This is a genomic window from Vibrio maerlii, assembly GCF_003415655.1.
Classification (GTDB): Bacteria; Pseudomonadota; Gammaproteobacteria; order Enterobacterales; family Vibrionaceae; genus Vibrio; species Vibrio maerlii.
Genome location: NZ_QRHC01000002.1, coordinates 119,808 through 133,529 on the forward strand (window position 1 = coordinate 119,808; position 13,722 = coordinate 133,529).

General features: G+C 46.4%; 11 protein-coding genes. 4 read left to right on the forward strand and 7 right to left on the reverse strand.

The annotated features are described in order from the left end of the window. Positions 1-32 precede the first annotated feature (32 nt). The 5 genes from DPF91_RS01460 to DPF91_RS01480 form a co-directional block, all read right to left on the reverse strand. Positions 33-1,175 (reverse strand): glycerate kinase, encoded by a 1,143-nt coding sequence (locus tag DPF91_RS01460; RefSeq protein ID WP_117232661.1) that lies wholly within the window; start codon positions 1,173-1,175, stop codon positions 33-35. Positions 1,176-1,188: 13 nt separating this feature from the next. Continuing rightward, entirely contained in the window at positions 1,189-1,815 is a 627-nt protein-coding gene (locus DPF91_RS01465; protein WP_117232662.1) for a fructose PTS transporter subunit IIA, read from the reverse strand. Positions 1,816-1,827: 12 nt separating this feature from the next. Continuing rightward, positions 1,828-3,525 carry an alpha-amylase family glycosyl hydrolase gene (locus tag DPF91_RS01470; RefSeq protein ID WP_117232663.1) on the reverse strand — a complete coding sequence of 566 codons (1,698 nt, stop codon included), beginning with the start codon at positions 3,523-3,525 and terminating at the stop codon, positions 1,828-1,830. A 23-nt stretch (positions 3,526-3,548) separates the two neighbouring features. After that, entirely contained in the window at positions 3,549-6,167 is a 2,619-nt protein-coding gene (locus DPF91_RS01475) for a glycoside hydrolase family 38 N-terminal domain-containing protein (protein WP_117232664.1), read from the reverse strand. 75 nt (positions 6,168-6,242) lie between these two features. Further along, positions 6,243-7,646, reverse strand: a complete 1,404-nt coding sequence (locus DPF91_RS01480; RefSeq protein WP_117232665.1) for a PTS fructose transporter subunit IIC — start codon at positions 7,644-7,646, stop codon at positions 6,243-6,245. 179 nt (positions 7,647-7,825) lie between these two features. Between DPF91_RS01480 and DPF91_RS01485 the strand changes: the two genes are divergently transcribed. The 4 genes from DPF91_RS01485 to DPF91_RS01500 all read left to right on the forward strand — a co-directional run bounded on the left by DPF91_RS01485 (position 7,826) and on the right by DPF91_RS01500 (position 11,792). Then, positions 7,826-8,473 carry a MurR/RpiR family transcriptional regulator gene (locus DPF91_RS01485; protein WP_117232666.1) on the forward strand — a complete coding sequence of 216 codons (648 nt, stop codon included), beginning with the start codon at positions 7,826-7,828 and terminating at the stop codon, positions 8,471-8,473. An 85-nt stretch (positions 8,474-8,558) separates the two neighbouring features. After that, a complete protein-coding gene (gene norR, locus DPF91_RS01490; RefSeq protein ID WP_117232667.1) occupies positions 8,559-10,115 on the forward strand; it encodes a nitric oxide reductase transcriptional regulator NorR in 1,557 nt (518 codons plus the stop codon). 222 nt (positions 10,116-10,337) lie between these two features. Next, positions 10,338-10,757 (forward strand): magnesium transporter, encoded by a 420-nt coding sequence (locus DPF91_RS01495; RefSeq protein ID WP_420855570.1) that lies wholly within the window; start codon positions 10,338-10,340, stop codon positions 10,755-10,757. A 3-nt stretch (positions 10,758-10,760) separates the two neighbouring features. After that, complete coding sequence (locus tag DPF91_RS01500) at positions 10,761-11,792, forward strand: HlyD family secretion protein (RefSeq protein WP_117232668.1); 1,032 nt, start codon at positions 10,761-10,763, stop codon at positions 11,790-11,792. A 66-nt stretch (positions 11,793-11,858) separates the two neighbouring features. Here the strand turns inward: DPF91_RS01500 and DPF91_RS01505 are convergent, their stop codons facing one another. Together DPF91_RS01505 and DPF91_RS01510 are read right to left on the reverse strand one after the other, a co-directional pair. Then, the gene (locus DPF91_RS01505; protein WP_117232669.1) at positions 11,859-12,692 is read right to left on the reverse strand and encodes a MurR/RpiR family transcriptional regulator; all 834 of its coding nucleotides are present in this window, start codon (positions 12,690-12,692) and stop codon (positions 11,859-11,861) included. Positions 12,693-12,812: 120 nt separating this feature from the next. Further along, positions 12,813-13,709 carry a dihydrodipicolinate synthase family protein gene (locus DPF91_RS01510; RefSeq protein ID WP_117232670.1) on the reverse strand — a complete coding sequence of 299 codons (897 nt, stop codon included), beginning with the start codon at positions 13,707-13,709 and terminating at the stop codon, positions 12,813-12,815. Positions 13,710-13,722: the final 13 nt, after the last annotated feature.

A 13,722-nucleotide genomic window follows, 5' to 3' on the forward strand; every position in this document is an offset into this window, starting at 1 on the left:
CCTAATCAACTGGCGCTAACGATTAGCCTTTATTACTTGGTTAATTGCATCCCAAGTTTGAGGTTAGCTGCAATATTTCGAGCAACACGCTCTACATTGGCTGATGCCTCATCTAGCACCTGAGGGAGAGCTTGGGGAGAGCGAACACTGGCAAAAAGGCTATCGATATGCGGGTAAAGGTCATCAACCTCTTTGCCAAGCGAGCCTGCTAAGCCGATGACTGGAATACCCAAACGCTTGGCACGGCGAGCGATGCCAAAAGGTGTTTTACCTTGCAGGGTTTGGTTGTCCATCTGCCCTTCCCCGGTAATCACTAAGTCGGCACCTTGTAACAGAGTGTCGGCTTCCAATGTATCGAGTACCATTTCGATTCCAGGCTTAATTTGCACATCAAATATGAGCGATAAACCTAGTGGTGTACCACCTGCTGCGCCAAAGCCCATGCTATTCGAATGATCGATACCCAAGTGTAACGAGCCTAATTGAGCAAACTTACGTAGCGCTGAATCAAGTTCTGCGACAAGCTCCGCATTTGCCCCTTTTTGTGGGCCAAACACGGCGCTAGCACCGTGAGCACCAATCAAAGGGTTGGATACATCACAAGCGACAACAAACTCTGTACTCTTGCAGCGTGGGTCAATTGCCGTTAAATCGATGGAAGCTAGCCCATTAAGCGCCAAACCGCCTCGTTTTAGCCCGGCTCCATTGTGGTCGAGTAGCTTAGCACCCAGAGCTTGAGCAATCCCTACACCGCCGTCATTGGTCGCGCTCCCCCCTAAGCCAAGTAAGATCTTCTCTACACCGCAATCCAACGCCGCCTTGATGACCTCGCCAGTGCCAAAGGTTGATGTGGTTGCTGGGTTACGTTCATGACTCGAAAGTAAATCCAAACCAGAGGCAGCGGCTACTTCGATTAGAGCCGTCTTGCCTCCATCGAGCAACGCCCAATGAGCCGTAACCTCTCGACCCAACGGATCTGACACGAGCGTTTGCTGCATTTCACCTTGTAAGCCCTGCATCAACACCTCGACCGTTCCCTCGCCGCCATCGGCAAGGGGAAGATGGACATATTCTGACTCGGGGAAGATTTTGCGAAAGCCGCGCTCAATACATTCACATACTTGCTTGGCTGACAGGGATTCTTTAAACGAATCCGGAGCAATAACGACTTTCATTATGTTTCATCACCTAAAGCAACAAGAACAGGAATGCGGCAATCAAAATACCTGCGCCGAGTACTGCTGGGTAAGCGACTTGGCTGATGTCTTTTGCCATTTCTAGCTCGACTACTGCATCTTCAGCATTATCATCTACATCATCTGTTACTGTATCGTCCGCACCTGTATCGTCCGCACCTGTATCGTCCGCACCAAAAAGTGCCATAACTTGCTGTTGTGTATTCGCTGCTAATAGTTGGTCACGGAAATCATCATCCACTAAAGAAGAGGTTAAGGTGGTCAACACCTCCATATGCGTAGATCCTGCTTCTGCTGGTGGAATCGCCAGTAAGAAAATCATTTTAACTGGCTCATCACCGTCTAAGCCTTTCCACATCAGTTCATTCTTAACAAACGCGCAAGCGAATACTGGTTCTGTTACTGCCGCAGACTTTCCGTGTGGTACGGCAAGATACTCACCCAAGCATGTAGGGCCTTCTTCTTCACGCAGCATAACCGCATCAAGAAATTGTTGCTTGTTAGTCAGCTTGCCTTCTTGATCAATTTTATCTGTTAGAGCATGAATCGCAGCAAAGCGATCCTCATACACGGCATCCAGTACAATCAGGTTTTCAGAGGTAAGGTTGGATAGTTTCATTGTTCGCTTTCCTTATTTTTGTTGTTTTAGCCAAACAAATTGGTATGGGTTAAGAGTAAACTCAGCCTCGATATTCGTTTGTGACACAAGATCGAAGCCTGATGCTGCTAGAGACACAGATTGCGGTTTGTTCGTCATATTAACCACAAAGCGTATTGCTTCGTCTCCTTCACCACGCTCTAAGCCAAATAGATGTTGACCAAGTTCCAGCACTGATTGCTTCGCACTTGGCGAGAAGCTTGGTTGCGCCTTACGTAGAGTCAGTAGCTTAACCAGTTGTGAGTAAACGCCTTGGCGAAGTGAGCCCTGTTCTGCGAGTTCAGCTTCTAATGTTTCTAGTTCAAACTTCTCGCGGTTGATACGGCGGTTAATGCCCGAATCCACCATGCCTTGAACGTCATTTTCACTGCCTAAGAAGCTGTGATAGTAAACCGCTGGTACACCGATGAACGAGAGCAAAATAGATTGCGCAGCCAAAAACTTAGCCACTTTGGTGTCTACCGCATCTTCTGGCTCCGTTAGCGCACTCAGATAATTGATATTCAATTCATAAGGCGACTGAGTACCATCGCCGTTATTTTTATAGTTAACCCGGCCACCTTTGCGCTCAACTTGTTGGCACATCATAATGCGATCATCGTCTGTCAGGATGCCTTCCGTTGGTCTTACGCCAATACCGTCATGGCTGGCAAGGAAGTTAAAGTAAGTCGTTTTACTACCCGCATCGAGAGAGGCCATCGCCTCTTTCGTTAAACCTTTTGCCCAATCAGTCAGCACACTGCTGTCTTGGCCCATGAAGGCATGCAGAGTCAGTGGTGGCAGCGGGAATTGGTACACCATGTGCGCCTCATCACCGTCGCCAAAGTAAGAGATATTCTCCTTATGCGGCACGTTCGTTTCTGTAATCAGTAATGAACCCGGCATTACTTCATCCAGAACGATGCGCCATAGCTTAATGATTTCGTGCGCTTCTGGCAGGTGAATACAGCTCGTGTTCAGTACCTTCCAGATGAATCCAATTGCATCTAAGCGAATCGAACGACCACCATTTGCTGCATACATCAGCAGGATATCGATACTTTCTAGAAGAATCTTAGGGCTCTTGAAGTTGATATCGATTTGGTCTTCAGAGAAAGTCGTCCACACATGAGCGGTCTCACCCGAAGCCTTAGTAAAAGGAGTCAGGAGCGGCAACGCTCGGGGGCGCGTTACACTCGAGTAATCAAGGCTTGGGTCAGACTCAACAAAATAATCTTGATACGCTTCATCGCCTGCTAGGTAACCTTGGAACCAATCACTGCTCTTGGATATGTGGTTAATTACGCAGTCGTACATTAGGTCAAAGTTTTCAGCTAAGTGATTTAGCTCAGCCCAGTCACCTAAGTTAGGCTCAACCTTGCGGTAATCCACTACACTAAAGCCATCATCAGAGGTGTAAGGGAACATCGGCAAGATATGGATATTGCTGATCGCACCCTTTAGATACTTATCTGCGAAGGTTTTCATAGTGGAAAGCGTTGGCTCACCCTCACGACGAATACTATCGCCGTAAGTAATGAGGTAGGCTGTGCTTTCATCAACCCAGCTTTGATAATTCGGCGATTTGCCGCGCCATTTATCCATCAACGCTAGGACATCGTTAGTAATCTGTGTTGCTTGTTCTTCGCCGTACAGCTTGGCAACTTTATTATAAATCTTGTCGTTCATCATATGGCCTTACTTAAACACTCGCTTTAAACACTGAAGCGCACACGCACATCAATTGAGTTATTTGGCTTCACCGTCCACTCTTGCTCTAGCGACTCTTCGCGATAGTTCACACGCTCAACCTGAGCGAAATGCGAGAGAGCTTGGTGATCGAGAGCAACGTCCGATTCAGTTGGGTTATACAAACGAATAACCACAGCGTCTTGTTGATAGAAAGAGTGTCCCACGCTAGATAGAACAAGTTCTTGGTTCAGTTCAAACAGGCTGAAACTCTTCTTCGCGTCACGACGTTCAAAGCGAACTTGGAAACGCTCTAGGCGATTTTCAAAGCTATTGAGTGACTGTTTTTGATAGCTAAATGGGGCATCCAAGTAATCAGTTTCAAGCTTGCGGATAACTTGGTGGTCAGCGCTATCAGTCAGTGCAATAGAGAACGCAAAGCTCATTGATTTCTGCAATTGAGCATCTGGCGTGTAGACCACTGTGTTGTTGATTCCAGAAGCGCGACCCGGACGCCATAGCAGATCATCTTTGCCTAAGCGGCCTGTAGATTTGAACAGCGTTAATGCAATCGAATCGCTGTTATCGCTTTTCAGTACCTGGAATTCTTTAATACCGCGGCCGTTAATCACCAAGGCTTTATTGTCTTGCTCAATCGCTACCGCACCGTCTGTGGTCTCGATATCAATAGGACATTCACGGTACTTCTCACGCCAGCCTTCAACATTTGGGGCAACCTCACGAGTCATCAAAGCAAATGGCTGGGTACTGATCGATTGATGAGTCTTAACATCCGAGTTAATCAATACACGAACACGGTGGTCATCCACTTGGTTCACGGTATGAATTTCAACACTCAGCTGCTCATCGCCTTCTTTTAACGTCAACGTGATATCAAAGCTTGCTTGCGCATCATTCACACCCGATTGGCGAGACGCGAGATCCTGAGGAACGGATAAACTTGCGTGAAGCGTCATGCTCTGCTGCATGTCACCCACCTGCGTTGATAGCCAGGTTAAATCGCTCGCGTAGATTGGTATATCACCTTCTAATGGTGAGAAGTCATAGGAATCACCATCATCCGCTTGCTCTTCGAACTTAATGAGAGACTCAATCACGCGACCAGTCGCTTTGTGCTCAAGGCTTAGTAGACCATCAACCAACGAAACCGCCAGTTGGTCGTTCTCAATGCGAGTCATTTGTGAAGCCTTAACTTCTGAGACAGCTGCTTCTACCACTTGGAAGACTTGGTAACCCATCGCTGGTAGGGCTTCAACATCGACGTTCATCTCGAAGCGATAGTACGGAGGTACTGGGACTTCTTTTTCACCATCTTTGGTTACTTCAATAACCTTGCCACCATCAAGCTCATCGCGCTTGGTGATCTCACAACGTAGTTGACGCTCACCATCCGACAGTGCTATCGAGCGAGACTTTGAAAAAGCCACAACTTGCGCTTTGCCTGTAAATTGCGTTGGACGCCCATTGAAGATCATCACCTCAGAGTCATCACATGCGTTGCTCGCAATCTCTTTCACAACCAAGTTATAGAGACCATGACAGATCTCTTCTGCTTGCTTTAGGCGGTGCATGATGTCGGCATTCGTCGCGTCGCTATTACAGCCACCCATGCTGTCGTGTGCATGACATTCAAGGATCTTTTTCCAAGCCATATCGACCAGTTCAGTATGAACGGTAATGTCTTGTGCTTTGGCAATCGCAATCACCACTTCTAACTTTTTCAATAAGAACTGTTCGATTTCAAAGTTCAATTTCTTAATATCGTAACGTACCGAACCAATGGTCTTGTGGATACGTGTATAGCGCGGCGCTTTAAACTCACCTTGATAGGTTTCAAAGTCATCGTTGTTACGACGTAGGAAATCGACAAAGTTTTCCATGGAAGAGATAGAGTACACATCACCCGATGGAGAACGTTTGGTTGCCACGGATAACGTTTCTGGGAGCGCAGGGTCAATGTTAACTTGATCACCGCCCGATGGGATCAGAACTTCATCTAAGCCAGACAGAGATTTAATCTTCTCGATCATTGGAAAGATCTTCTTATCTAAATGCTCATCAGCAGGGATAATGTTCTTCGCTGCGCCGTAACCATGCACGAGGTTGTAAGCGTAGATGGAATCACCACCTTCTGATCGCCACATGAAGTGAGATTTTTCAACTTGATCGTCGTAATCAATTCCACGCCAGAACACGATATTGTCGATGCCCGAACCTTGGAACAGAGTTGGCATTTGAGCATTGTGACCAAAGGTATCCGGTAGGTAACCTACCTTCATGCTATGACCAAGTTCTTCAGCGATGTGCATGCCATACTTTAGGTTGCGAATGATAGACTCACCAGCAACATTATAGGTGTCCGTTTGTGTATACCAAGGGCCAATGAACAGCTTCTTTTCAGCCACGAGCTTCGCCAAACGATCACGCATAGGTGGCAGTACTTTTAGGTAGTCTTCAACAATCGCAGACTGACCATCAAGGTGGTAGCAGCTGTAGTTCGGTTGGTTTTCTAACGCCTCAATCACTTTGGTGAAGTTGTACGTCGCCAATACATCACTGTCTTGCTGTGTAAAATACCACTCACGATCCCAGTGGGTGTGGGGAATGACATGTACTTTAGCCATGGGATAAATCTCTATTCAAATCTGGGAAGATGAGCCCCTGTCTTTAACAGAGGCTTTGGTTTCTATATCAATTGGTTAAGCGTTTGAGTTTTGTGGTTTAGTACACAGCAATAGCGCGACTGCGATGAACATTGAACCGACAAACACTGAAATGGTGTAGCTGATTGGGTCTGACGATAGGAACCAACCCCAAACTGCTGGTAGCGGTAGGTCTTGCCATACATTGAGAACAACAGCCAACTGCGTACCGATGATTGAGCCAAGGATCATGATTGGAATCATCTTAGGGTTCTTAAGGATGAATGGAATCGCACCCTCTGAAATACCAATCATGCCAAGCATCAGAGACGTTTTACCGATGGTCTGCTCTTCTGATGTGAAGACGCGTTTGCGGAACTTGCCATCAAGCATGGCAGCTAAACCAACCCCGATAGGTGGAATAACGATACCTAGCTCACGAGCAATCAAATCAAAGCCTTCGCCCATGCCGTTCAGACCAAGAGCTACCGAGCCGGCCGCTTTGTTGATTGGACCGCCAAGGTCGAATGCGGTACCTGCTGCGATTACCATTGAGTAAACACCACGACCTGCATCACCCGCTTGAGTAAATAGGTCAATCATCGCTAGGTTCAATGCGCCAAAGAATGGGTTAATCGCATATTCCATGGTTAACACCATCACGACACCGGTGACCGCAGGCACAAGCAGCATGGTTTTCAGCGTTGTGAGCTCGGTCTTCACCTTGATCACGTCATTCAGGTAACGAACGAGGTAACCCACTAGGAAACCAATCGCGATAGCACCAAAGAAGCCTGATGGCGCCCACCCTTCTAAGTCAAAAAAGCGTTTGTAGGGTTCATCGGTCATCAAACCACCGATAAACGCCGGAATCAGCGCGGGTTTACCTGCAATAGAATACGCTAAGTAGCCTGCAAAAATTGGGTACATAAACTTGATGGTCATGAAACCAAGCTTATCGAGAGTTTGGATTGGCGTACCTGAGATATCGATGAACTCACCGGTGATTTTTGCCACCGCCATGAGTAGGCCACCCAATACCACAACCGGAAGCATGAAGCTGATACCCGTCATGATGTGACCGATTGCAGTTTGGTACGCAGAACGCTTCTTTTCAGCAACCTCTACGCCACCTTCAGACTTCTCTTTACCACGTAGGAATACAGTCGGTAGTAACTCATCAACACGTTTGATCAGCTCTTGAGTACGAACTTTAAGCGGGTTCGCGTTATCGAAGCGTTCCATGTCCATGATTGGCACATCCACAGCCAATACAACGCCATCTGCCGTCGCAATGTCTTGCGCCGTCAGCTTGTTCTTTACACCATCACTGCCTTGGGTTTCAACCTTAACTTCATAGCCTTGCTTTTCAGCCCAAGCTTGAATTTTCTTTGCAGCCATAAATGTGTGGGCAATGCCTGTAGGGCAAGCGGTCACTGCCACTATTTTCTTTTTGCTCATGGTGATTCACCGTTATTGTTATCTGTTGAGGCCAGTATATGGAGCGGTATTGAATCGCGGTACCGTTTCCTGGTACAACTCATGTATGACGATACTTTTGTGATACCCATCAAGGTATTTCCGTCCTTTTTCCCGCCTAATAACCTTGTCTAAAATTACCCCTACATTAAGTGTAAGTGATGAATACCTTTAAAGGCATAGAGCGCGCGATTTACGAATTTTTGATCAGCCATGCACACGAGCTTGATGATATTTCGGCGAAGACAGTAGCAAATAAGGCATTCACCACCACGACGTCGGTGAATCGTGTATGCAAAAAAATGGGGTACGCCAGTTACACTGAATTACGCTTTAAACTGGCAGAAGATTTAAACAAACAATCAACCACCCGTAATGTAGAATCAGAGCAGTTAGATAGCATTCAATCCGTCGCCCGATCTCTTTATCAATCGACAGTGGTTTATCTCTACTCGCAAGGCGCATCAATTGTCAGTGTCTCTTACCTGTCACGCTTTCTATCCCTGGCAAACATCCCACACTTAGTGATTACCGATATTCACCAGTTAGCCAGAGTGGAATCCGGTACCGTTATGCTGATTAGTAAATCAGGAGAGACACAAGCTGTGGTAGAAATGGCGCACAACGCTAAAAGAAAAGGATTAAAGGTACTCGCCATTAGCCACACGTCATCCACGCTGGCAAGCATTGCCCATACCAACTTAGAACTAGCGGAGCAAGTAGACGGTATTTCCCCTTATAGCCGTGAGTCGCAAATTCATATCTTGGAACTGGTCGATAGCATCGGCAAACAACTGCTTAAGCCCTAAAGTTCTTATCACTAAGATAAACTCACTTTCGCCTCACACGGCTATATCTTATCATTGAGATATCAACATCAATGATGAGATTCATATGGGACGTTACAGCAACCACTGGCTTCAAGTCGCTCTCGATATTACCTCTGGTATTTCAGAACAAGATAGGTTTGATCGCCTGTTGGCTACGATTCGCAACATTCTTCAAAGCGATGCTTCCGCAATATTGGTTTATCGAGATCAGAACTTCATCCCTCTCGCGATCAACGGCCTGAGCCATGACGTGTTAGGGAGACGCTTTGCCATTGCCCAACACCCTCGCTTCGAAGCCATCGCACGAGCTGGTGATATTGTTCGCTTCCCTGCCAACAGTGATCTGGCTGATCCCTATGACAGCTTGATCCCCAATCATGATGGCAACCTTGAAGTACATGCCTGTATCGGGTTACCCCTGATGCATGATGAACGCTTGATTGGTGCCATCACCATTGATGCTTTTGATCCTAACCAGTTTGATCATTTTGACGATGATAACCTGCGTTTTATCTCGGCGCTTGCTTCCAACAGCCTCTATACGGCGCTGCTAATGGAGAAGCTAGAAAAGAGCACTGACCTAGCCCCTTCAGGCTCTCGCAGCACTAAAGCGAGTTCTAGCAAACAAGAAATCATCGGCAGTTCCAGCAGTATTACTGCGCTCAAATCTCATATTCAAGCTGTAGCGGCAACGGATCTTTCGGTACTGATCATGGGTGAAACCGGCGTGGGTAAAGAGTTGGTCGCGCATGGTATTTACAGCCACTCTGAACGGAGTGATGATGCGTTTGTGTACCTTAACTGCGCTGCGTTGCCTGAATCTGTCGCCGAAAGTGAATTGTTTGGTCATATCAAGGGCGCATTTACGGGGGCTATCAGTAATCGTAAGGGCAAGTTCGAGCTCGCAAACAAGGGGACATTGTTTCTCGATGAGATTGGTGAGTTGTCTCTAGCATTGCAAGCCAAGCTGCTCCGAGCTCTTCAGTATGGTGATATTCAACGTGTCGGTGATGACAGAAACATCAAAGTTGATGTGCGCATTATTGCGGCGACAAACCGCGTGTTACATGAAGAAGTCAAAGCCGGGCGCTTCAGAGCCGATCTCTACCATCGCCTAAGTGTATTCCCGATCTTTGTGCCGCCTTTACGCGAGCGCGAGAAAGACATCATTCTGCTTGCAGGTTTCTTTGCCGAGCGCTGTCAGCATAAGCTTAATGTCTCAAGCATCCGTGTTGATCAATCTATTCATCACTTACTGCTTACTCATCAATGGGAGGGGAATGTTCGTGAGCTAGAGCATGCGATCAATCGCGCCGCTGTTATTGCTAAAGCAGAAAGCAGCGAGTCTCATCTGGTACTACAACAGCATCACTTTCAGTTTGCTCAAGTGTTGGAAACCAAAGATACCTCAAACACAGTAAGCACAACAAGTAATCCTGACGATCTCACCGATGGTTTCGAGCACCTTTCTCTTAACGACGCTCTAGAGCAATTTAAACGACTGTTTGTGAGCAAAGCACTCAAGCAAAATGACGACAAACTCACCCCGACTGCTAAGCAACTTGGAGTCTACCCAGCCAATCTGCATAGATTGCTTAAGAGGTTGGAATTAGATGACTAACTCTGTTTCTTTGATCTTGTTCAAGTTGGGGGACGTCTGTGCCCCAAACCTAGGAATTTCGCTTATTCCATATAAATGCTCAAGTCACAGTAATGTATTGGCATCTCAACAATCAAGGTTGCTAATACTATGCCTCATACCATTCAAACGATGGATAAAACGCAAACCCAAGGAGCGGGAGACAAGATCAAAAACGTTGTCCTTTCTATCGTTAAATTCATCATGAAAGCGATAACGATCATCGCTACCCTCGTGGGAAGCTCAGTCCTACTCTCAAAGCTCGGTACCATCCATGGCAAAGAGTTACCCGCAGAGTACTTTGCTAACGGCTACCCAACGATCTTGAAGCTACTGGATTCTGAAATCTTTATGGGTTTCATCTTCTTTGTCACGCTAGCCATCATCGTATATACGCTCTACCTACTTTGGACACTGCATGAAATAGCGGTTCATAAGGCTGCGAAGATGTCGAGTGCTCATACTCAGATCGTCTTTGCCCTATCTCTGTGTGGCTTGTTTATTGATAAAACATGGTGGGTATTAGCCATCATTATCGCCTTTGCTCGTTGGGATGTATTAGCCGATGCGCTTTCAAACATTATTCGTAATGGTCGTGCAACCTTTAAAACTCATCAGGAGTAAGTCATGAAAGAGATAATGCTGCCATATATCCTGATTTGTTGGATTCTAGTCAAAACCGGTATCGTCAAATGGACGCTGCGCAACGCCGTTTGCATTGTAGGTATCGGTGTTGGCATTGCTGTGATGTTGTTCACCGCGCATCGGTTCTGGTCTCCTGCTGACTTAACAGACAGTACAACGGTTAAAGCACCTCATGCCGTCTTGAGCCCATTAATCGGCCAAGAAGTCGATCAAGTTTATGTTGATCACAACCAGCGTGTGAAAAAAGGCGACCTCATTTACACCCTGCGCTCGGAAGATACCGAGTCACAAATGGCTGGACTAGAAGCACAGAAGAAAGCCGCAGAAGCCGAAATTTTGGCACTGACGCATCAGATTAGAAATGATCAGAAAACCCTAGAGAGATTAACTAAGCTGGGTGACTTCTCTCAAGAATCTCAACGCGATGACATCCGTACACGCATTGAAACTAACGATGCTAAAATTGCTGCAGCCAATGCACAGATTCTGAGTATCGAAGCGCAAATTGCTACAGCCGCGTGGCAAAACGAGCGCCGTGAGGTTCGGGCTCCTTTTGATGGACAACTCTCTATCACCAACATCGTTGACGGCACTCGTGTCGGTAACATGCACCTTTACAACACCAACAAGAAGTTTGTTGAGATGCGCATAGCCGACCAAACTTATCGTGGTATCGAAGTCGGTCAGTTTGCAGAGTTTTATGTCAATGCATACCCAGGTGAGATCTTCCGTGGCCGCGTGCACAGCGTAACGACCGGTACGGGTGAAGCGCGAGTTTCGGTCATGAATGGTTCACAGCGTGTTCGCCAACACGTTGGCAATAACATGAACAACCACGGTCGTACTATCGTCATCGAGTTTGAAGAACCACAAGGCTACAACATCCCAATTGGTGCAACGGGTTCAGGTTGGGTTTCAGCCAACAAGCCTCACCCTATGCTTGGCTTTATGGATATCATCGGTGCCGCGACGGTTCGCCTTAAAGCATACAAGGCGTATCTATCAGCGCTTTAACCACTATACAAACAGAAAGCTCACCACTTGGTGAGCTTTCTTATATTCGCACGACATAATCGCCGCTTATTTCATTAGTGGCAATACCACTTCTGCGGTTTCCATGACCGACTCTGTATATTCAGGGTAAGCATCAAGAAGAGTATTAACCAGAACATCAACCAACAATAATGCGCCAACTTTAGATGCAAACGCCCCACCAGTTAATGGACCCTCTGGTCTTGCTGCTACAAGCAACTCATCAGAAATGGATGAAAGTGGGCTTTGGCTAATATTAGTCAACGAAACAACAGGAACCCCACGCTTATGAGCTTGGTTTGCTGCGTGAAGCACTTCTTTGGTTGAACCAGAGCTAGACACAGAGAACCACAAATCTCCCGCACCACTACGACCAGCACTCATCGCCGCTAAATGGGTATCTTCATACATGATTGCTTTCTTACCAATACGAACTAAACGATACGCAAGATAACGCCCCACAATGCTAGATGCACCAACGCCAACACATCCAATGAACTGAGCGTTATGCAACAGTTCACAAATCCGTTTTAGTGCCTTACGGTCTATCAGTTTTGCTGAGTCTTGCAGACTTTCAATCGCACTTTGCGCGGAGATATCGCAAATATCCCCCTCAAACTCAACTGAGCTTTTCGGCGCAGACTGGCTCAGCTCTACCGCTAGTGCCATACGAAAGTCAGAATAGCCTTTGAAACCCATATCGCGACACAAACGAACCACCGTTGCTTCACTGGTTTGTGTATTGCGAGCTAAGTCAGTGATGGTTTGAAACTGAACATCGTGAGCGTTTTCCAATACATAGTCAGCAACCACTCTTAGTTTCTTGCTCAATGGCTCAATATTCGAGCGTAATCGAATTAATAAATTTTTTGATGAACTCACTAGAGCCTCATATCAATTAGTTAGCTGAAGTAAAAGTATCAAAGACCTTCAAATATTTCACTAAATCCAAAATATTTCGCATGAAAGTCTTTGATTTTATCAAACCATCGCTAGCTACAATTAAACAGACATAAAGCTTGCATCTCGCATCTTAGCGACAACATCAGCCTTTTGATTCGCCGTTAAAGCACGAATAGGTTGTCGAGGATCACCTACATCGATCCCATGTAGTTGCATCGCAACCTTACCGGCAGCAACACCGCCGTACTCAACAAGAACACGGATGATAGCAATAACTTTGTCCATCAGTGCCGCCACTTCAGAATGATTACCCTGATTGAATGCTTCGATGATCTTCAGATACAAAGGTGCAGCGTAGTTATAAGTACTGCCTACCGCACCTACCGCGCCCACAGCAAGACCTGCTGGCAAAAACTCATCAACACCGAACGGGATATCGAATTTACCACCAGAAACGCGCACGCATCGTTGATATTCATACAGATCAGCGTTGTTGAATTTTGCACCTGATAAGTTAGGAATACGCTGCTCACCCTTAATCAAGAACTGTTCAAGATCTAAATTTACCCCTGACATTCCAGAGTGATAGTAGTAGAAGCCTTTTGATGGTGCTGCGGCTGCCACCTGTGCACAGTACTCAACTAAGTCATCCACACTCCCTGGCTTGAAGAAGCATGGCCCTATCGCTGAAGTCGCAAGAATATCCAAAGTTTCTGCGTGTTCAGTAAGGTTTAAAGTATCAACAATACTCAGAGCACCAGTGTGCAAAATAAGGTCTAACTTCCCGTCTGCTGCTTTGACCCAGCGCTCTGCTATTGCCTTGCGTTCTTCAACAGAACAATGAATACCCTCTCCTGTTGTACCACAGACATAAGCACCCTTAACGCCTTGCTCTATTAGCAACTCGGCAATCTGATCAATAGCGGAAAAGTTCACCTTATTATTTGCATCAAACGGTGTGTGCGGAGCTGCAATTAATCCTGTTAATTTTTTCATTTCAAATACCTTT